19 protein-coding genes are annotated in these 19373 nt (G+C 48.9%); 14 read left to right on the top strand and 5 right to left on the bottom strand.

What is annotated here, in order from left to right:
* Positions 1 to 2: 2 nt before the first annotated feature.
* From KWJ01_RS11180 to KWJ01_RS11140, 9 genes are all read left to right on the top strand, one after another.
* Positions 3 to 584, top strand: coding sequence for a glutathione peroxidase (locus KWJ01_RS11180; protein ID WP_370634707.1), 582 nt, complete (start codon positions 3 to 5; stop codon positions 582 to 584).
* Positions 585 to 670: 86 nt separating this feature from the next.
* Entirely contained in the window at positions 671 to 1582 is a 912-nt protein-coding gene (locus KWJ01_RS11175; protein ID WP_224996522.1) for a 1,4-dihydroxy-2-naphthoate polyprenyltransferase, read from the top strand.
* A 123-nt stretch (positions 1583 to 1705) separates the two neighbouring features.
* Positions 1706 to 2044, top strand: a complete 339-nt coding sequence (locus KWJ01_RS11170) for a translation initiation factor (RefSeq protein ID WP_224996521.1) — start codon at positions 1706 to 1708, stop codon at positions 2042 to 2044.
* 155 nt (positions 2045 to 2199) lie between these two features.
* Positions 2200 to 2760 carry a Dps family protein gene (locus tag KWJ01_RS11165; protein ID WP_224996520.1) on the top strand — a complete coding sequence of 187 codons (561 nt, stop codon included), beginning with the start codon at positions 2200 to 2202 and terminating at the stop codon, positions 2758 to 2760.
* A 245-nt stretch (positions 2761 to 3005) separates the two neighbouring features.
* Positions 3006 to 3863 carry an ATP phosphoribosyltransferase gene (hisG, locus tag KWJ01_RS11160; RefSeq protein ID WP_224996519.1) on the top strand — a complete coding sequence of 286 codons (858 nt, stop codon included), beginning with the start codon at positions 3006 to 3008 and terminating at the stop codon, positions 3861 to 3863.
* Between the two features lie 38 nt (positions 3864 to 3901).
* On the top strand, positions 3902 to 5194 hold the full coding sequence (hisD, locus tag KWJ01_RS11155) for a histidinol dehydrogenase (RefSeq protein ID WP_224996518.1): 1293 nt from the start codon (positions 3902 to 3904) through the stop codon (positions 5192 to 5194).
* Entirely contained in the window at positions 5187 to 6254 is a 1068-nt protein-coding gene (gene hisC / locus KWJ01_RS11150) for a histidinol-phosphate transaminase (protein WP_224996517.1), read from the top strand. Before hisD ends, hisC begins: the two co-directional genes overlap by 8 nt.
* A 103-nt stretch (positions 6255 to 6357) precedes the next feature.
* A complete protein-coding gene (hisB, locus tag KWJ01_RS11145; protein ID WP_224996516.1) occupies positions 6358 to 7458 on the top strand; it encodes a bifunctional histidinol-phosphatase/imidazoleglycerol-phosphate dehydratase HisB in 1101 nt (366 codons plus the stop codon).
* A 77-nt stretch (positions 7459 to 7535) separates the two neighbouring features.
* Positions 7536 to 8297 carry an SIMPL domain-containing protein gene (locus KWJ01_RS11140; protein ID WP_224996515.1) on the top strand — a complete coding sequence of 254 codons (762 nt, stop codon included), beginning with the start codon at positions 7536 to 7538 and terminating at the stop codon, positions 8295 to 8297.
* Between the two features lie 180 nt (positions 8298 to 8477).
* On the opposite strand, the gene KWJ01_RS11135 is transcribed toward KWJ01_RS11140, so the two are convergent.
* Entirely contained in the window at positions 8478 to 8825 is a 348-nt protein-coding gene (locus KWJ01_RS11135) for a hypothetical protein (protein WP_224996514.1), read from the bottom strand.
* Positions 8826 to 8966: 141 nt separating this feature from the next.
* On the opposite strand from KWJ01_RS11135, the gene guaA reads away from it, so the two are divergent.
* The 3 genes from guaA to hemL are packed head-to-tail and all read left to right on the top strand — an operon-like array spanning position 8967 to position 13534.
* Positions 8967 to 10496 carry a glutamine-hydrolyzing GMP synthase gene (gene guaA / locus KWJ01_RS11130; protein ID WP_224996513.1) on the top strand — a complete coding sequence of 510 codons (1530 nt, stop codon included), beginning with the start codon at positions 8967 to 8969 and terminating at the stop codon, positions 10494 to 10496.
* Between the two features lie 7 nt (positions 10497 to 10503).
* Positions 10504 to 12213: an ABC transporter substrate-binding protein gene (locus KWJ01_RS11125; RefSeq protein WP_224996512.1), complete on the top strand. Its 1710-nt coding sequence runs from the start codon at positions 10504 to 10506 to the stop codon at positions 12211 to 12213.
* Positions 12214 to 12226: 13 nt separating this feature from the next.
* The gene (gene hemL / locus KWJ01_RS11120) at positions 12227 to 13534 is read left to right on the top strand and encodes a glutamate-1-semialdehyde 2,1-aminomutase (protein WP_224996511.1); all 1308 of its coding nucleotides are present in this window, start codon (positions 12227 to 12229) and stop codon (positions 13532 to 13534) included.
* Between the two features lie 13 nt (positions 13535 to 13547).
* Here hemL and KWJ01_RS11115 read toward each other — a convergent pair whose 3' ends face one another.
* Positions 13548 to 14573 (bottom strand): DUF3667 domain-containing protein, encoded by a 1026-nt coding sequence (locus tag KWJ01_RS11115; RefSeq protein ID WP_224996510.1) that lies wholly within the window; start codon positions 14571 to 14573, stop codon positions 13548 to 13550.
* Between the two features lie 158 nt (positions 14574 to 14731).
* Between KWJ01_RS11115 and KWJ01_RS11110 the strand changes: the two genes are divergently transcribed.
* Positions 14732 to 15784, top strand: coding sequence for a hypothetical protein (locus tag KWJ01_RS11110; RefSeq protein WP_224996509.1), 1053 nt, complete (start codon positions 14732 to 14734; stop codon positions 15782 to 15784).
* 58 nt (positions 15785 to 15842) lie between these two features.
* On the opposite strand, the gene KWJ01_RS11105 is transcribed toward KWJ01_RS11110, so the two are convergent.
* From KWJ01_RS11105 to KWJ01_RS11095, 3 genes are read right to left on the bottom strand one after another with little or no spacing between them, the layout of a single operon-like run.
* Positions 15843 to 16358: a gamma carbonic anhydrase family protein gene (locus KWJ01_RS11105; RefSeq protein WP_224996508.1), complete on the bottom strand. Its 516-nt coding sequence runs from the start codon at positions 16356 to 16358 to the stop codon at positions 15843 to 15845.
* Between the two features lies 1 nt (position 16359).
* Entirely contained in the window at positions 16360 to 17118 is a 759-nt protein-coding gene (gene kdsB, locus KWJ01_RS11100) for a 3-deoxy-manno-octulosonate cytidylyltransferase (protein WP_224996507.1), read from the bottom strand.
* Positions 17115 to 18440, bottom strand: coding sequence for a nodulation protein NfeD (locus KWJ01_RS11095; protein ID WP_224996506.1), 1326 nt, complete (start codon positions 18438 to 18440; stop codon positions 17115 to 17117). Before KWJ01_RS11095 ends, kdsB begins: the two co-directional genes overlap by 4 nt.
* Positions 18441 to 18539: 99 nt before the next feature.
* On the opposite strand from KWJ01_RS11095, the gene KWJ01_RS11090 reads away from it, so the two are divergent.
* Entirely contained in the window at positions 18540 to 19361 is an 822-nt protein-coding gene (locus KWJ01_RS11090) for a DUF4905 domain-containing protein (protein ID WP_370634706.1), read from the top strand.
* Positions 19362 to 19373 lie beyond the last annotated feature (12 nt).

Below are 19373 nucleotides of genomic sequence, written 5' to 3'. Positions count from 1 at the left end.
CCATGAAAGTGAACACTTTATATCTGCTCATGTTGCTCTTTGCTGGTGCTGCATGTTCGCAGAGTGGCAACCAGGCAAGCTCAAGCCAGACTGCCGCTAGCCAGCAGGAACAAACTAATAATGTTATGGCCAAAGATTTTTACAGCTTTAAAATGAACTCCCTAAGCGGTGAAGAAATAGATTTTTCACGCTTCAGGGGAAAAAAAGTGCTGGTGGTAAACACCGCCACGGAATGTGGTCACACCCCACAGTACAAAGACCTGCAAACGCTGCACGAGCAGCATGGTAATAAGGTAGTGGTGCTGGGCTTTCCGGCCAATAACTTTGGCGGGCAGGAGCCTGGTTCAAACGAGCAGATTGCCACTTTCTGCCAGAAGAACTATGGCGTGAGCTTTCCTATGTTTGAGAAAATCTCTGTAGTGGGAGCAGATCAGCATCCGCTTTACCAGTGGTTAGCGGAGCAGTCGGGAGAGGAACCAAAATGGAACTTCTCTAAATACCTGCTCGATGAAAACGGAAAAGTGATCGGTTTCTATCCAAGCGGGGTAAATCCTATGGATGATCCTATCATCTCTCAATTATAATTAAAGTCTAATGATTAGCCCTATGATCAGTTTTGGAGGCCAGCGCGCCGAACAGGCTGAGCATTGGGCTTTTTTCTAAGGAGTAAATGAGTAGCTCTGCATCTGCCTGGGTTTCGGCGGCCCGTCCAAGAACCCTGCCGCTGGCACTGTCCAGTATCTGGTTAGGTAGTTTTCTGGCAGCCTTTTATGGTACCTTTAACTGGGAGGTGGTGGTATGGGCATCCGTTACCACTGTTTTCCTGCAGGTGCTCTCAAACCTGGCCAACGACTATGGCGATAGTATTCATGGGGCCGACAGCGCCCACCGCCAGGGGCCGCAGCGGGCGGTACAGGCGGGCCTCATCACGCCAAAAGCCATGCGTTCGGCCATGATTGTTGCCGGAATACTCTCCCTGTGCAGCGGCCTGTACCTGCTCTATGTTTCTGTTGGTTTTGTAAAAGAGGTATTCTTTTTCTTTTTGGGCCTTGGTTTGCTGGCCATTGCTGCAGCCATAACCTACACCTCCGGCAGCAGACCCTACGGCTATGCCGGCCTGGGCGATATCAGCGTGTTTATCTTCTTTGGGCTGGTAGGGGTGCTGGGTACCTTTTACCTGCATGCGGGCTGGCTTGGTTGGGAGCTGCTCCTGCCTGCCACCAGCAGCGGCCTATATTCTGCTGGCGTACTCAATGTAAACAACATCAGGGATATAGAATCCGACAGGCTTGCAGGCAAGCGCTCTGTTCCGGTAAGAATAGGCAGGCAAAAAGCAGTGTACTATCACACCTTTTTGCTGGTGGGAGGCATCATAGTAGCCCTGGCATATGTGCTGCTGGAGTACCAGTCGCCCTGGCAGTTTCTATTCATGCTAAGTGTTCCTCTGTTTTTCAGGAACCTGAAGGCCGTTAGACAGTATACTGATGCAAAGGCACTTGATCCTTATCTTAAGCAGCTGGCGCTTAGCACGCTTTTGTTCGTGCTCCTGTTTGGCATAGGCCATCTTTTAGCCAGTTATTAGGTGCTGGTGCAGTCCTGTGGGGTTGCGGATGTTTAGCGCCTTCTGCATATGTTGCTTGGCTGGTCCGAACACCCTGCCGTGCTGTGAGTATATTAATTGATGCGTTATTAAACCCAGATTCAGATGGCAAAAAATAAAAACCGTACAGGGATCGTATACTCCACAAATCCGGATTTTGAATACCAGCAGGAGGGAGAGGGCCAGCAGGAAACCCTGCCCCCACAGCAGCAAAACTTAAAGGTACTGCTCGACAGGTTCAAAGGCGGCAAGCAGGCAACCATAATCACTGGCTTTGTTGGCAAAGACGAAGACCTGCAGGACCTTGCCAAAACCCTGAAGAACAAATGTGGTGTGGGCGGATCTGCCAAGGAAGGCGAAATTATTATCCAGGGCGATAATCGAGATAAGGTATTGGGCCTGCTTCAGCAAATGAACTATAAGGCCAAAAAAGCAGGAGGCTGATAATCAGCAGGCTCTCCTATATGCAAGGGTTTGGAGCGGAGCAGCACAGCAGGCTGCCTGGTTTTCTTCCCCTGCTTTACACCTTCTGCCAGGGGTTAATTCACAAAACCTTGTGCCTCTTTTAGGGTTTATATGGTACAAACCTTAAAGATAAAATGGATTATTTACACCTCGACAGAAAGAAAGTAGACATAGTAGCCAAAAACCTGAATGACCTGCTGGCTTCCTACCAGTTGCACTACCAGAAACTGCGCAACTTCCACTGGAACCTAAGAAGCCAGGACTTTTTTGTGCTACACGAAAAGTTTGAGCAGTTTTATACTGATGCAAACACCAAAATCGACGATATCGCGGAGCGTATCCTAACCCTGCGTGTACAGCCCATCAGCCAACTTTCAGATTACCTGAAGATCTCACAGATCAAAGAAGTATCAGGCAACCTGGATGAACACGAAATGGTGCAGGAGATCCTGAACGATTTCTCTACCCTTATTAAGCTGGGCCGCAACGTTACCAAGGCAGCTTCCGAAGCCGAAGACGAAGGTACCGTTGATTTACTGGGCAGCTACATTGGCGACCTGGAGAAAAACTGCTGGATGCTCTCTTCCTACCTGGAAAAGAACAAGCCAAAGAAAATAAGCTCAGATGGGGCTGGCGACCGTGCTGCTGCAGGTGCAGAAAAAGAAGCTTCGGCCAAATCAAAGGCAAAAATTTAGATGATCGTGCATCCGCCTTAGGGCGGATGCTTTTTTTCTTGCACATTCCAAAAACTTAGTTATTTTTGCCGGACATGATCGCTTTGCTACATCATCACCATTGTCTTTTTTTTACTGCGCCACATCATTGGCAGGCAGTACACCACCATCATGCCTAAACCAGGCGCCCAGGCAAAGCCTTTTCTCTCTTTCTTCTTTCTTTTTAGCAATCTTCCCCAAGCAGGCCCTTAGGCCTTCCGGCACTTATGGAAAAACTACGTATAGCCATTCAGAAAAGTGGCAGGTTAAGTGAAGACTCACTCAACCTCATCAAAGAGTGTGGCATAAAAGTGAACAATGGCATGCGCACCCTTAAAAGCGAAGCTGCCAATTTTCCCATTGAGTTTCTCTTTTTGCGCGATGATGATATTCCCGGCTATGTAGAAGACGGTGTGGCCGATCTGGGGATTGTAGGAGAAAACGTATGGTACGAAACCGGCCGGCAGGTTGAGGTGGCAAAAAAGCTTGGCTTCTCCAAATGCCGGTTATCGCTGGCTGTGCCAAAGCATATAGATTACAGCAGTGTACAGGATTTACAGGGTGGTAACATTGCTACCTCTTACCCCAGGATTCTTGAAGATTACCTGCAGGAACATGGTGTAACAGCCAATATCCACGTAATTAGCGGATCTGTAGAAATTGCACCCAGCATTGGCCTGGCAGATGCCATTTGTGATATTGTAAGCTCCGGCAGTACCCTTTTTATGAATGGCCTGAAAGAAGTGGAAACCATTTATAAATCGGAAGCGGTGCTCATCAGGAACAAGGAGCTGTCGCAGGAAAAACAGCAACTGCTGGATAAACTGCTGTTCAGGATAAATTCTGTACAAAAAGGTCAGAAAAATAAGTATATTCTGCTCAATGCGCCGGAGGCATCGCTGCAAACCATCATCAACATTTTGCCGGGCATGCGTAGTCCCACGGTGCTGCCGCTGGCAGAAAAAGGATGGAACTCTGTTCATTCAGTAATACAGGAAGATGAATTCTGGGAAGTAATAGACCAGCTGAAAGAAGCTGGTGCCGAAGGAATTCTGGTGGTTCCAATTGAAAAAATGATATTATAATCTCATCTTCAAGCTAAAGCCATTACCGCTAAGGTCTTATGGAAATTGTAAAAAATCCGCCAAGAGAAGATTGGGCCAAATACCTGCAGCGCCCGAGTGTAAAACTCAAAAAAGTGCGCAGGATTGTAAAGCCAATCATGGAAAAGGTAAAACGCAATGGCGACAATGCCCTGGTTAAATTCGCGCTTGAATTTGACCTGGTGCACCTGGATAGCCTGGCGGTAACTCCCGAAGAGTTAAAAGCAGCAGCAGCCGATGTTGATGAGGACCTGAAGAGTGCCATTGAGCAGGCCATCATTAACATTGATAAATTTCACAGGGCGCAGCAGCAGCCACCGCTTGTAGTGGAGACCCAGCCAGGTGTTCGCTGCATGCGAAAAAGTGTGCCCATAGAAAGGGTAGGGCTCTATGTGCCGGGTGGTACTGCGCCACTCTTCTCTACCGTGCTGATGCTGGGTGTGCCTGCCCGCATTGCCGGCTGTAAAGAACTTGTGCTCTGTACGCCTCCTAACCGCAACGGACAGGTGCATCCGGCCATTCTGTATACGGCAAACCTGCTGGGAATTACCAAAATTTTTAAAACAGGTGGTGCACAGGCCATTGCTGCCATGATGTATGGCACAGAGAGTATTCCCAAGGTTGATAAAATCTTTGGCCCGGGTAACCAGTATGTTACAGCTGCCAAGCTGGTGGCGGCACAGAAAGGTGTAGCCATTGATATGCCTGCGGGCCCATCGGAAGTGGCTATACTTGCCGATTCATCTGCCAATCCGGCTTTTATTGCTGCCGATCTGCTGTCGCAGGCCGAGCATGGTGCCGATAGCCAGGCGATGCTGGTAACCTCTGAGTCAAATTTTGCAGAGGCAGTTAATGTAGAAATTGGAAAGCAGCTGAAAGAGCTTCCCCGCAAAGAAATGGCCGCAGCAGCACTCGCAAACAGCAGGCTTATTGTATTGAAGGATCTGGATGATGCTATGGATTTCCTGAATGAGTATGCAGCCGAACACCTAATACTGGCAGTGGATAATGCTACAGAAGTAGCCGAAAAGGTGGTGAATGCCGGTTCTGTGTTCCTGGGGCACCTCACGCCCGAATCTGCAGGCGACTATGCCTCCGGCACCAACCATACCCTGCCAACCAGTGGTTTTGCAAGGGCTTACAGCGGCGTTTCGCTCGATAGCTTTGTGAAGAAGATTACCTTCCAGGAGATAAGTGAGGAGGGACTGAAGCGACTTGGTCCGATTGTTCAGGTAATGGCCGAAGCCGAACACCTGCACGCTCATGCAAATGCAGTTACCGTACGTTTAAATACACTCAAGGGAGATGTTTAGTCTACAGAAACTTTTGCGCCCTCACCTGCTGGGGCTTTCGCCTTATTCATCTGCGCGCGACGAGTTTTCCGGCACAGCCAGTGTATTTCTGGATGCCAACGAAAACAGTTTTGGCTCTGCCACTGCCGAAGACTTTAACCGCTATCCCGACCCGCACCAGCGCAGGGTTAAGCGGATGCTGGCACGCCTGAAAGAAGTACCAGCCGATCAGATTTTCCTGGGCAACGGTTCCGATGAGCCTATTGACCTGCTGATCCGTGCTTTCTGCAGGCCCGGAGAAGACCACATCATCATACTGCCTCCAACCTATGGCATGTACAGCGTTAGCGCCAACATCAATGCCGTAGAGGTTAAAGAAGTGCTTCTTCGTTCGGATTTCAGCCTTGATGCCGAAGCGGTGCTGCAGCAGGCCAATGCCAATAGTAAAATATTATTCATCTGCTCGCCCAACAACCCCACGGCTAACCTAATGGAAAAAGGTGCTGTAGAGCAGATCCTGAAAGGTTTTCCGGGCCTTGTTGTTGTCGATGAGGCTTATATAGATTTCTGCAAAGAGGAATCCTGGACCTGTAAGCTGGATGAGTACCCTAACCTGGTGGTACTGCAAACTTTCAGCAAAGCCTGGGGTCTGGCAGCACTTCGCCTGGGCATGGCCTTCGGCTCAAAAGAGCTGGTAGACCTACTGGACAAGATCAAGCCGCCCTACAATATCAATCAGCTAACCCAGGAATATGCTTTGCGTGCCATCACCAACCGCGATAAAATGAAGCGGCAGGTATCGCTCACGCTGTATGAGCGCGAGCAGCTGGCAAAAAAGCTCACCGAACTTCCCCTGGTGGAAAAGGTGTATCCTACTGATGCCAATTTTATTCTGGTAAAGGTGCAGGAGGCGCGTGCCATGTATAATTTTCTGTTAGAAAAGGGAATTGTAGTTCGCGATCGCTCCCGGGTAAAGCTTTGTGAGGAATGCCTGCGCATCACCATTGGTACTCCTGACGAAAACGAACAACTTCTGGAAGCAATGGCAGCCTTTCCTGAAAAACTAAAGCAGGAAGCATAGTCTCAATCTTTTATATCCTAAGCCTAAAAAAGTGTAAGGCTAAGCGTATGCCTGTCCTGGCGCTAGTACCTGAGGCCTCATACCCCATACCCACACCACACCCATGAAAAAAAGAGCCTTGTTCATAGATAGGGACGGCACCATCATTGTGGAGCCGCCGCAGGATTTCCAGGTAGATTCACTTGAAAAGCTTGAATTTCTGCCCGGTGCCATTGGTGCCCTGCGCCAGCTTCGGGAATTAACAGACTATGAGTTTGTGATGGTCACCAACCAGGATGGACTGGGTACCGATAGCTTTCCTGAAGAAACCTTCTGGCCTGCCCACAACAAAATGCTTAGAACACTGGAAGGCGAAGGTGTGGTATTTGATGAAGTGCTGATAGACCGCAGCTTTGAGCATGAGGGGCTGGAGAGCCGTAAGCCAGGCGTTGGCATGATGAAGCGTTACCTTGCAGGAGAGTACGACCTGGCGAACTCCTATGTGATAGGAGACCGTCGTACCGATGTGCAGCTGGCAAAGAACCTGGGTGCTAAAGCTATATTTATAGGTACAGCACCAGTGGAAGGCGCTGAACTTACCAGCACCAGCTGGAAAGAAATCACAGATCATCTTCTGCTTCCGCTGCGCAAGGCAAGCGTAGTGCGCAACACCCGCGAAACAAAAATTGAGCTTGAGATTAGCCTGGATGAGCAAGGCAGGAGCGATATTAAAACCGGTCTGCATTTCTTCGATCACATGCTTGATCAGCTGGCCAGGCACAGCGGCATCAGCATTTACCTGCGTGTAAATGGAGATCTTGAAGTTGATGAACACCACACCATTGAAGATACAGCCATAGCTTTAGGCGAGGCCTTTGCCAAAGCCCTGTTTGATAAGCGGGGCATGGAGCGCTATGGATTTTCGCTGGTAATGGACGATGCCCTGGCTCAGGTAGCCCTTGATTTTGGCGGACGCCCCTGGCTGGTCTGGGAGGCAGATTTCAGGCGGGAGAGGGTTGGTGATATGCCAACAGAAATGTTCTACCACTTCTTTAAGTCATTTACCGATGGCGCCCGCTGCAACCTTAACATAAAGTGCGAAGGCCAGAACGAACATCATAAAATAGAAGCAATCTTTAAGGGGCTTGCCCGCTCCATTCGTATGGCCGTAAAGCGCGATGTGAACAGCCTGCAGCATTTACCCAGCACTAAGGGGATGTTATAATAAAAGACTGCTGTTAAATTTTTTGTGAGGTAATAACAGCTATTTCTGGATTCTGCGTTCTTCTATAAAAGTTTAATATGAGCACCAAAACATTAAAAATCCGATCACTGCTTTCTCTCCTGACTATTGCAGGCATAAGCTTCTTTGCCAGCGCACAAACAACCTCTCAGTCGCCACAGCCGATTAATACAACCTCCGGTATAATCGAAGTGCAGGGACAGGGCCGTATGCGGGTGCAGCCCGACCAGACAATCGTTATGATTCAGGTGCAAAATACAAATACAGAAGCAGGCCGTTCGGTACAGATTGTAACTGAGCAGGTAGAGCAACTCCTCAAGAAGCTACAGGAAGCCGGTTTCAGGAAGGATGAGATCAAAACAAGCCAGTTCTTTCTGAACGAGAACAACGAATGGCGCGATGGCCGCATGTTCCGCAACGGCTATACTGCCAGCCAGACCATGGAAGTGCGCTTTCCCTTAGATCAGCAGCGCATGACCAAGCTCACCAATGTTTTTGCCAATACCCAGGAGGGCGTAACTTTTCAATTTTCCTTTGGACTTTCAGATAAACTGCAGCAGCAGGTTAAAGACGAGCTGATCAGAAAAGCCATACAGGATGCAAGAGAAAAAGCCTCTGTGATTGCCCGCTCTGCCAACATCAGGCTGGGTTCTATCCGCAAGATCGATTATGGACAGCAGGGAATCAGGCCTTATGAAGCCACAGTAGGATATAGTGGTGTTGCAGAAATGAGAAAACAGGCTGCTGATTTTCCGCAAACAGAAATTCAGACCATAGAAATGACAGACCAGATTCTGGTGATCTGGACCCTGGAGCCATAAGCTACATAAAACAAAATGCATTAAAAAAGGCCCCTGGCAACTGCCTGGGGCCTTTCCATTTCCACTTTTAACCTACACTTAATCAATTTTTCCCGGCAAGCGCTTTCTTCTGTCTTGCCTTCACTCCAGGCTTGCCGGGGTATATCTTAACGGGCTGTTCCCGCTGTTTCCCATCTGCTACTAATGCGTGTGCACAATCACAACAGTGCGTTTTGGTAGCGGAACTTCGGTGCGTTTTCTGGCCCTCACTACCTCATGATGATGCCGGTCTCTTTCATGATGGCTGTCATGGCAACAATCGTGCGCATGTTTGTGCTTCTTGTCGTTGTGCTTATGGTGATGCTTATCTTGCTTCTGCCGGTAACCATGTGCCGGTGCCCAGGCAGGAGGTCCCCCTTTTTTATGGCTGTAGTCGTTTTGGTGGTACCCATGGCCGCCCCGCTGTGCCTGGGCGTGGCTGGTTTCAGAAAAGCTAAGTGCTGCCATCACAAACAGGGAGGCTACACCAATTTTTAAAAATTTTTTCATGTTGAGAAGAGTATGTTTCAGAAGAACTAAACCAAACTCCGTGCCAAAACAGCAGGAGTAAACCAATACTATTTACAATTGCTCAAACTTAAGCGGCGGCAGGATTGGCAATAAACCAACCGAAACCCTATTTTTGTAATCATGCAAGAGCAAATCCTCATTCTCGATTTCGGCTCGCAATACACCCAGCTGATAGCCCGCCGGGTACGCGAACTAAACGTCTACTGTGAAATCCATCCATTCACCGATCCTCCGGAACTAACGCCAGATATAAAAGGCATTATACTAAGCGGCAGCCCCAGTTCTGTTATACAGGGCAATGCCCCGGATCTTGACCTAAGCCCTTACCGTGGCCAGGTGCCTGTTCTTGGCGTATGCTATGGTGCACAGCTGATGGTACACAAAAACGGAGGTTATGTAGAGCCCTCCAACGTGCGCGAATACGGCCGTGCCCATTTAAGTATGGTGAATGATAAGATTGATCTGCTCAAGGAAATTACAGTAAACTCACAGGTCTGGATGTCGCACGGAGATACCATTCAGCGCCTGCCCGAAGAGTTTGAGCTCATTGCCAGTACGCCATCTGTACAGGTAGCTGCCTTTAAGGTAAAAGGAGAGCCTACTTATGGCATCCAGTTTCACCCGGAAGTAACCCATTCGCTGGAGGGCAAAACAGTGCTGCGGAATTTTGTAGTGCATATCTGCGACTGCAACCAGGACTGGACCCCCAACACTTTTATAGAAGAAACCGTAGAAAGTCTTCGGCAGCAGCTGGGCAACGATAAGGTGGTACTTGGCTTAAGCGGCGGGGTAGACTCTTCGGTGGCGGCCATGCTTATTCATAAAGCCATTGGCAAAAACCTCTATTGCATTTTTGTAAACAATGGCCTGTTGCGCAAAAATGAATTTCAGGAAGTGCTGGACCAGTATCAGCACATGGGCCTGAATGTGAAAGGTGTGGATGCCAGTGAGCAGTTTTATAAAGCACTTACCGGTTTAAAAGATCCTGAAGATAAACGGAAAGCCATAGGCCGAACGTTTATAGAAGTGTTTGATGCCGAAGCGCACCGCATTGAAGAGGTAAGCTGGCTGGGCCAGGGTACCATTTATCCTGATGTGATAGAATCTGTTTCGGTAAAAGGCCCTTCTGTTACCATAAAGTCGCACCACAACGTGGGCGGCCTGCCAGATTTTATGAAGCTGAAGGTAGTGGAGCCACTGCGTTCGCTGTTTAAAGACGAGGTAAGGCTGGTGGGTAAAACCATGGGGCTGGATCAGAATATTCTGAGACGCCATCCGTTCCCGGGGCCGGGTCTTGGCATCAGGATACTTGGCGATATAACACCTGAAAAGGTACGGATTTTGCAGGAGGTAGACGACCTCTATGTTAAGGGACTGAAAGAATTTGGCCTTTACGATGAGATCTGGCAGGCAGGAGCCATTTTACTGCCGGTACAATCGGTAGGTGTAATGGGCGATGAGCGTACCTATGAGTCAGTGGTGGCTTTAAGGGCAGTAACAAGTGTGGATGGGATGACGGCCGACTGGTATCCGCTTCCGTATGAGTTCATGCGCGAAATCTCTAACCAGATCATCAACCGCGTTAAAGGCGTTAACCGCGTGGTTTACGACATCAGCTCCAAACCACCGGCAACTATTGAATGGGAATAAGATAATTATGCGATATACACTTTTGATTCTGGTTCTGTGCCTCCTGGGTACTCCTCTACTGGCACAGCGAAAGAACGATGCCCAACAGCAGTACCTGCAGGCAAAATCACAGTTTCAGCAGGAGCAGTGGTTACAGGCTATGGAAACTTTCCGTAAGGTTGCTGCCGATCCCACAGCCAGCGGCTTTGCGCCCTATGCTTCGTTCTTTTATTCAGTATCGGCAATCAGGGCCGGGCGTACAGATGAGGCAAAGGCCATGCTGCGCCAGATTCAGCAAAAGTACCCTAACTGGGACAAGCAGGAGGAGGTAAGCTACTGGCAGGCGCGTGTGTTGCTGGAAGAAAACAACTTTGAGCAGGCCATCGCTACCATTGAAAAGATCCGCAGCCGCAGTGTTAAAGGCGATGCCGAAGAAATGGCGGCTTTTCACCTGCAGCGTGGGGCCTCTGTAGATCAGCTTAAGCGTATCCTGAACCAGCACCAGGATGCCCGCTATATTGCCCAGGTACTTGCCAGAAAAATCAGCAGCCAGCCTGTAGTGGCGCAGGACCAGCAGTTTCTCTCACAGCTGATAGAACGTTATAAGCTGGATGCGGACCTGCTCGGCTCATCCGCCACCGGAACAAGCGAGCGTAAAGAATCTTATAATGTTGCCGTAATGATGCCTTTCCTGCTGGAGAACCTGCAGCCGGAAAAAAACATGCGCGATATTTATTTTACCCTCGATATTTACGAAGGGATGAAAATGGCCCAGGAGGACCTGGAGGCAGAAGGCATCAGGACTAATCTGTATGCTTATGACACCCGCAGAGACAGCCTTACCACCCTGCGCTACTTACGCGCACCCGAAATGCAAAGCATGGACCTGATTGTAGGCCCGCTTTATCCCGGACCTACCAAAGCTGCGCTAAACTTTGCATACACCAGGGGGGTAAACCTGGTAAACCCAATCTCCACCAATCCCGAGATCATTCAGAATAATCCTTATGCTTTTCTTTTCAAACCATCTCTGCAAACACAGGGCCGTAAGGCAGCCGACTTTGCAGCGAGAACATTTCAGCCACCACGTGCACTGGTAATTTATGGTACCAAAGACAGGGATACCATTATGGCCAATGCCTACAGGCAGGAGCTGGCGAAAAGGGGCTTTATTGATATCAGGATGGAGCAGATCAAGCCGGGCAACGAAAGCCGGGTAAGATCGCTGCTGGTATCTGAACAGCCTGAAGATATGGTTCCGGGCGGCCGCCTTTCTGCAGAACGCCTGGGGCATGTGATGATAGCCTCAGAAGATGAAGGCATAGTAGCAAATGCCATGAATGCCATCTCATCCAGGAAAGACCGTCTCTCCGTAATCGGACATGAAACCTGGGTGAAGAAAAACCTGATCTCCAACGATCAGCTGGAGCGCCTGGGGGTTTACCTGATGGCACCCGAATATTTAGATTATAATAATCCCACTTTCTTTGAATTCAGGGATAAATACCTGGAGCGCGTACACTCGATGCCTGGCCGTTATGCCTACCTGGGCTACGACCTTATGATGTACTTTGGGCGTATGATGTACCGCTATGGTAACCTCTTTCAGAACGAAGGCAGCTCTGAAGTGTACAATGGCGTTATCTGCACCGGCTTTAATTACCAGGCCTACCGCGATAACCAGTGTGTGCCAATCATACAGTTCCAGAATGCTGCACCGGTTGTTATTTATCAATAAGACATTTTTTATTATGCTGAATCAGGAAAAGAGTAACCAGCTTTTTGAGCGTGCCCAGGGCTTTATACCAGGTGGGGTAAACAGTCCGGTGCGGGCTTTCAGGGCAGTAGGAGGTAAACCTCTTTTCATGCAAAAGGCTAAGGGTGCCTACCTCTACGATGAGGATGGCAACAGCTATATAGACATGATCAATTCCTGGGGCCCAATGATCCTGGGGCATGCCAATGAAAAAGTGCAGCAGGCTATAACAGAGGCGCTGCCCTATTCGCTGTCTTTTGGTGCTCCCACGGCCAGGGAAATAGATATGGCTGAACTGATCACCAGCATGGTGCCCTCCATTGAAAAGGTACGCATGGTAAACAGCGGCACAGAAGCGACCATGTCGGCCATTAGGCTGGCACGTGGTTTTACCGGCCGCGATAAGATTATAAAGCTGGAAGGTTGTTACCACGGCCATGGAGATTCATTTCTGATAGCCGCCGGCAGCGGAGCCCTTACCATGGGCACCCCCGACAGCCCTGGAGTAACCCGGGGCACGGCGCAGGATACCCTTATTGCTCCTTATAATAACCTGCAGGCCATTGAGGAACTGGTTGTTACCAATAATGGCAAAATTGCAGCGCTTATCCTGGAGCCAGTGGTGGGTAACATGGGCTGTATTGCACCAAAACCGGGCTATCTGGAAGGCTTACGCAAAATTTGTGACCGGGAAGGTATTGTGCTGATCTTTGATGAGGTGATGACGGGCTTTCGCCTGGCCAGAGGAGGAGCTCAGGAGCGCTTTGGGGTTCAGGCAGACCTGACCACTCTCGGAAAAATTATTGGCGGAGGCATGCCTGTTGGTGCATATGGAGGACGCCGTGATATTATGGAATATATCTCTCCGGCCGGACCCGTTTACCAGGCAGGTACACTTTCGGGTAATCCTATTGCCATGGCAGCTGGCCTGGCCATGCTGCGCCACCTGAATGATCATCCGGAGCTATACCAGCAGCTCGAGTCAATAAGCAATCGTATTGTAAACGATCTGCGCGAGGTGCTTGGCCAGTTAGGTTTGCGCTACACCATCAACCAGGTTGGGTCGATGTACTCCCTGTTTTTTACCGAATCGGAAGTGTATGACTACGATACCGCGAAAACATGCGATACAGCACTGTTTGGCCGCTACTTCAGAAAAATGCTGGAGCAGGGCGTGTACCTGGCACCCTCGCAGTTCGAAACGCTCTTTGTATCTATGATCCTGGGTGAGGAGGAAATCAGCAGACTCAAAGAGGCAAGCCTTTCCAGCCTTCAGGCAGTGCTGAATGAAAGACCATCATAAATCAGCATAAGACTCAGAATAGGGCAAAGGAAATGGCCACCTCTGCCATTACAGCAAAAAGCAGTGTCATAAAATAGCAAAAGCCCAGTACGTTAAACTTAAGCAGTGTTCTCCACCAGCCCTGTCCATATACTTTTTTGATGGAGAAAAATGCATAAAGGGTTACGATGAGGAATGCTGCAAATACCAATAAGCCACTTTGATAAAAGAAGGCCAGAAACAGTAACAGGGCCAGGATCAGGAAACTGAAAGAGTGCAGGTGCAGCGCATGTATTACATGGCTTATGTAATACTTTTCTCTGCGCCAGAAAAGTACATAGAGGAAAAAAGCGAAAACAGGCAGCAGCAAAAACATCATGATTGAAAGGTTCTGGATCAGGTAGGGGATGAAGACATCCATATCTTTCTGAAAAACCTTTCTGCCCTGGTGCACTATTAGCCTGTCTAATTCACTCTTCTTGTCCATTTGCAGGCTGTCCAGCACCTGCTCGTCAGTGAGAACCTGGTTCCGCATCAGCGACATAAAATCAATACCGGCTTTCCGGCTGCTTGCAATAAGAGCAGTGTCCGGAAGCTGTACCAGGGTAGAATCTTTCTCATTCAGCTTTTCCTGTGCAGAATCAATGCCTGCCTGAATCATACGTTTTTCATTCGGACCTGGCTCGTTGCCTAACGAGAAGGTTTTACCATCATAAAGTGATATTTTCCTTTCTTCTACCACCTGATTGATTAACATTGAGAGCAGAAAGAAGAAAACAAAGCTGATGATCAGGTACAGCCTAAGGGGATGAACAAAACTGGTGCGCTTGCCTTCGTTAAATTTTTTGGTAAGCAAGCCCGGCTGTAGCAGAAATGGCACTGTACTGCGCCCAATCCTGGAATCGAAAGAAAGGTAGTTACTAAAAAAGTCATGCAGAAACGTGCCAAAGCTAATGGTATGCTTGGTGTTTTCCTGTCCGCAGCCCGAGCAAAAGTTGTCGGTGCTGCTTAAAGGGCGGTTGCAGTTTAGGCAGGCAGGTTGCTTATGGAGCTTCTTCATTACCAAAAATTACGCATTCTTCTGTTGTTGTGCAAGTAGCCCGGAAAAATGCAAAATGGCTGAAAATATTGCATTAACGGCCCTCATACATAGCCGCTTTGTATATTTATAACCTGAATAGACCAAAACGCCTTGTATAACGCTAGCCTATATCTGCTTTGAAAAAAATTACGCTGCTCCTTACCCTTACCCTGTTACTGGCAGGCGAGCTTTTAGCCCAGGGCAGACGCAACGAAGATAAGATTCTCACTTTTGAGACTATTTACGATGCGCCCTATGAAATCAATAAGCTGTGGATTGGTTTTCAGCCCATCTACACCGAGTTGTTCAGAACTAATACCAACATTGGCTATGGCCTGGAAGCCAGCTATTACTGGAAAGATAAGGCCGACTTCAGGGCTCACTTCCGCTCGCCCTACAGCCGCCACCTGGATCTTCAGCGCAATGTAGCTTTCAACAATTCTACCGAGATCCAGAACAGGCATACTGTTTTCAGCTATGCTGAAATTGGGGGTACCTACCATTTCAAGGACACTGAAGAAGATGTGGAAAGCCTGATTTACCTCTATTCCAAGCGCTATGCAGGTGCCAAATGGGCCTCAATGGTGCCAGATAAATCTAAGGTGCAGACCAAGGTAAGAAAAATTATAGGCATACGCGGTGGTGGTTATTACTACCAGACTACCGTAGACCTGGACAGGATGTACGATGCAGGTGAAATAACCCTGAACAATGTTGAGGGTGCCGCATTGCCTAACGACTGGACCGACGGACGGCCTGAAGGTCCGGACCTGAATCCTTTTATAGGAGCACAGGTTAAGGGTGGTTATGTGGGTGGATCTTATGCCTGGATCAAGAACTTTGCCATAAACCCCGACCGTACTTATGACGACCTGGTGAAAGACCTGATCCTGACGGTTTATGCAGATGTTCTGTTTGCCGGCAGCATTACCTATGAAGATGTTTTCTACAGACCTGACCCGACCAATCCTTTATCTGTGCCCTACAGCACTGCAGAGTTAGGGAAGAACTTCTTTGGTTTCAGGGCTGGTATTGATGGCAAATTTAACCGCAACCTTAGCTGGGCCTACAATGGTGAGCTGGGCTACCGTCCGGGTGTAAAAGGGCAGGGGATGTATGCACTCATCAAGATCAGCTTCCCGGTTTATGGCAGCGATATGAACAACAATGTAGAGGCATTCAGCAAGTAATTTTCATCAATCTATAAGAGATACAAAGAAGCCCTGCCATTTGGCGGGGCTTCATTGCTTAGTTAGATTTGGACTGATGCTGGTAAATCTCCAGCTCGCCCTGCTGGTAGCGTTTGGCCAGGGCTACATAATGGGCAGCATTTTTCTTGATACGTTCCACCTGCTCTGCAGTAAGGCTTCTTACCACCTTGCCGGGAGTGCCCATCACAAGCGAATTATCCGGTATTTCGGCGCCTTCCGTTAGCAGGCTGTGGGCGCCAATGATACAGCCCCGGCCAATCTTTACACCATTCAGCAGCGTTGCCCGCATGCCTATCAGTGAGCAGTTGCCCACGGTAGCGCCATGTATAATAGCTCCATGCCCCACCACTACATCATTACCCAGCCTTACCGGAACACCGGGATCTACATGAATAATTACACCATCCTGCAGATTGGTGCGGGCACCTATATGGATCTGGTCACTATCGCCCCTTACGATAGCGCCAAACCATACCGAGGCTTCATCCTCGAGTACCACATTACCGATAACAGTGGCAGTATGGGCTATAAAAACATCTTTGCCAATTTTCATGCTAAGCCTTTAGCTCTTCCTGGTTCTTGAGCAGCCTTAAGGCCCGCTCCAGGTCTTCGGGGGTGTCGATACCGGAAGTTTCCAGCTGGGTTTCGGCAGTGCGGATGCGGTAACCAGCCTCCAGCCAGCGGAGCTGTTCCAGCGATTCTATATTTTCCAGCCAGCCCTGGGGCAGCTTGGTTATTTCCTGCAGAATATCGGAGCGGTAGGCATAAATGCCAATATGCTTGAACCACAGGTGCTGCTCCAGCCACTCTGAGCGGGGTACATTGCGCAAATGCGGAATAGGCTCCCGGCTAAAGTAGAGCGCCTGCCCCTTTTGATCGGTTACCGCTTTCACCACATTGGGGCTGAAGAGATCATCAGCATGGCAGATGCGTTTGATGAGGGTTGCCAGCTGTGTTTCTCCATCCAGCAGATCTGCCAGCAGACTTATCTGCCTGGGATCGATAAATGGCTCATCGCCCTGTATGTTGATCACATAATCGTACTGCTCCTGCTGTTGCTGCAGGGCTTCGGCGCAGCGGTCGGTACCGCTTGGGTGGTGGCTGTTGGTCATGCAGACGGCAGCCCCGGCTTTGGTAGCAGCCTTGGCGATGGCTTCATAATCGGTTGCTATTACTACCTTGCTTAGCTCAGGGCACTGCTGCACCTGTTGCCATACACGCACTACCATTGGTGTGCCCCCGATATCGGCAAGTGCCTTGCCCGGAAAGCGGCTGCTGCCCCAGCGGGCAGGTATTATTCCCAGTATTTTCATATTGCTTTTCGCACCTTTAACGTAGAGCCTGTATCTTCAGTTACTACAATTTGCTCGCCTTGTGCAATGTACTCACCGCGGGTGTAGGCATCGTAAATATTGTCGGCTATCATGACCTTACCGGAGGGGCGCAACACTGTATAGGAAACACCGGTGAGGCCTATCAGCGACTGTTCTCTAAAGGAAGAAGTATAGCCCTTTTTTCTGTCCTGAGTATCCTGCAGCGCAACCCTGTTGAATGCTTTTGATTCGGCAAAGCGAATGCCACCAAACACAATTAGTACAACACCGCCAAGCATACCTGCAGTGGCAGTTAGTAAAGCTTTGAACACCTGCGAAACGGCTACAAATTCAAAATCAAACCAGTCGTTGCCGATCATGATGAGAATGAGCGAGCCCAGGGTAAGAATAAAGCCGCTGATGCCGGCAATGCCAAACCCGGGTATCACAAAAATCTCTGCGGCAATAAGTGCAATGCCTACAAAGAACAGTATAATTTCCCAGTGGTCGGCCAGTCCGTTCAGGTAGTAGGGCACCAGGTAGAGGACCAGAGCAATTACGGCTGCCAGCAGGGGAAAGCCTATTCCAGGCGTTTGCAGCTCAAAATAAAGTCCGCCAATGATGATCAGTATTAGAATACCACTGATAAAAGGATTGATGAATATAGAAACAATCTTTTCGGTGGTACTAAGCTCAAAAGTTTTGATCTCATAGTCTGTAACACCGTTACGCTCCAGTATCTCTTCAATACTTCTTACCTGTGCTTCTGCAAAGCCCCATTTAATAGCTTCTGAAGTAGAAAAAGTAACCACCTCGCCCTGCTTGCTAACACCTTCAATTTCCAGGTTTTCATCTACCATGGCTTCGGCAATACGCGGGTCGCGCCCGTTGGCTTCTGCGGTAGAGCGCATAATGGAACGCATATAGGACTGGTATTTATCAGGGGCGGCTTCTCCCGTTTGCTGCACCACCGTAGCGGCACCTATGCTGGCGCCGGGGGCCATATATATTGAATCGGTAGCTATGGCTATAAGGGCACCGGCAGAGGCGGCATCTTTGTTGATAAAGGTCCAGATAGGAATTTCATACTCCAGCAGGCGGGTGCGGATCTCATCGGCATCCGTTACCAGGCCACCATAGGTATCAAGCTCCAGTATGATGATGTCTGCGTTCCAGTCTGTTGCTTCCTCCAGCGCCAGTTCGGTATAGCGGTTTGTACGCGGGTCGATTTCAGAGGCTATTTTTACCACCAGCACCCTTGTTTGTACATTGGGCGGCATAATTTGTGCCTGCACCGTCAGCATAGAAAGTCCTGCCAGCAAAAAAAACAGGCACTTTAAAGCCGGGGGGATTAAGCTTTTGAAAATCATTTTTTTTGGCGCGTAAATAAATTAATTTTACAGAAATTTACTCAAAAAGCCTTGCCGCAACAATTGCCTCTTAGCTTTTCTTATCAGGCTCCTGGCAGAATCTGGCAGATAAAAGCCGATTCTTTGAACAGCAGCCTGGCGCTGGAGGTCAGGAACCAATTACAGGAGGTCAGCTTTGCATATCTGCAACCTTTGCAAGATAGGGTAATTTTTGAAGGATTAAGCCTGGAGGGTGGGTTGCTCACCAACCTAGTGGCATGCCAGGGAAATGTGCTGCTTTTTCAGCAGTTTGATGACCTGGAGAATCCTGCAAATGTAACCACCGTGGCGCTCGCAGCCCAAAACCAGGAAGTGCTCTGGGCCGTAAGCAATTACCGGCATGTGTTTTTTGCAAAGGAGGTGAGTGTGGGCAGAACAGGAGAAGGCGAAGGCGAAGAAGAGGGGTGGGCAGCTATTCATTTACTGGATGGCAGCGTACAGGATCTGGATGAGCAGGCTGTGGAAAAGCTTAGAGCAGCAGCAGATGTTTCCGGACCACAGCATAATAATTTATTATTACCCGCTGTTTTTGAAGAGGGGGAAACTCATTTCAGCACAGTGGCAGAATTCCTGCAAATGTACCTGGGGGCGGAGGCTCTAAAAAGTTGTGAATACTTACATGTTTTTGATAAAATGGCGATTTCTTTCTATACTGCAGATGGAGAAAAAATGGCAAATCAGATTGCAGTCTTCGATGCAGAAGGAAACCTTCTTTTACAGCAAATAATGGCATCAGACCTGCATAAACCCGGATCCGAGACATTTATGGTGTGGAATCAGCAATTATTTTTTATAGAAAACAGTTCATGTTTAAAAGGCTATAACCTACAATGAACAGAGGGGAGC

It is taken from the genome of Cesiribacter sp. SM1 (assembly GCF_020178975.1).
Classification (GTDB): Bacteria; Bacteroidota; Bacteroidia; order Cytophagales; family Cyclobacteriaceae; genus Cesiribacter.
This window is presented reverse-complemented; position numbering and strand designations above follow the sequence as displayed.

What these genes read in the sequence shown, in the direction of transcription:
- KWJ01_RS11180 (WP_370634707.1), top strand. Translation starts at nt 3, where the DNA reads ATGAAAGTGAACACTTTATATCTGCTCATGTTGCTCTTTGCTGGTGCT.
- KWJ01_RS11175 (WP_224996522.1), top strand. Translation starts at nt 671, where the DNA reads ATGAGTAGCTCTGCATCTGCCTGGGTTTCGGCGGCCCGTCCAAGAACC.
- KWJ01_RS11170 (WP_224996521.1), top strand. Translation starts at nt 1,706, where the DNA reads ATGGCAAAAAATAAAAACCGTACAGGGATCGTATACTCCACAAATCCG.
- KWJ01_RS11165 (WP_224996520.1), top strand. Translation starts at nt 2,200, where the DNA reads ATGGATTATTTACACCTCGACAGAAAGAAAGTAGACATAGTAGCCAAA.
- hisG (WP_224996519.1), top strand. Translation starts at nt 3,006, where the DNA reads ATGGAAAAACTACGTATAGCCATTCAGAAAAGTGGCAGGTTAAGTGAA.
- hisD (WP_224996518.1), top strand. Translation starts at nt 3,902, where the DNA reads ATGGAAATTGTAAAAAATCCGCCAAGAGAAGATTGGGCCAAATACCTG.
- hisC (WP_224996517.1), top strand. Translation starts at nt 5,187, where the DNA reads ATGTTTAGTCTACAGAAACTTTTGCGCCCTCACCTGCTGGGGCTTTCG.
- hisB (WP_224996516.1), top strand. Translation starts at nt 6,358, where the DNA reads ATGAAAAAAAGAGCCTTGTTCATAGATAGGGACGGCACCATCATTGTG.
- KWJ01_RS11140 (WP_224996515.1), top strand. Translation starts at nt 7,536, where the DNA reads ATGAGCACCAAAACATTAAAAATCCGATCACTGCTTTCTCTCCTGACT.
- KWJ01_RS11135 (WP_224996514.1), bottom strand. Translation starts at nt 8,825, where the DNA reads ATGAAAAAATTTTTAAAAATTGGTGTAGCCTCCCTGTTTGTGATGGCA.
- guaA (WP_224996513.1), top strand. Translation starts at nt 8,967, where the DNA reads ATGCAAGAGCAAATCCTCATTCTCGATTTCGGCTCGCAATACACCCAG.
- KWJ01_RS11125 (WP_224996512.1), top strand. Translation starts at nt 10,504, where the DNA reads ATGCGATATACACTTTTGATTCTGGTTCTGTGCCTCCTGGGTACTCCT.
- hemL (WP_224996511.1), top strand. Translation starts at nt 12,227, where the DNA reads ATGCTGAATCAGGAAAAGAGTAACCAGCTTTTTGAGCGTGCCCAGGGC.
- KWJ01_RS11115 (WP_224996510.1), bottom strand. Translation starts at nt 14,573, where the DNA reads ATGAAGAAGCTCCATAAGCAACCTGCCTGCCTAAACTGCAACCGCCCT.
- KWJ01_RS11105 (WP_224996508.1), bottom strand. Translation starts at nt 16,358, where the DNA reads ATGAAAATTGGCAAAGATGTTTTTATAGCCCATACTGCCACTGTTATC.
- kdsB (WP_224996507.1), bottom strand. Translation starts at nt 17,118, where the DNA reads ATGAAAATACTGGGAATAATACCTGCCCGCTGGGGCAGCAGCCGCTTT.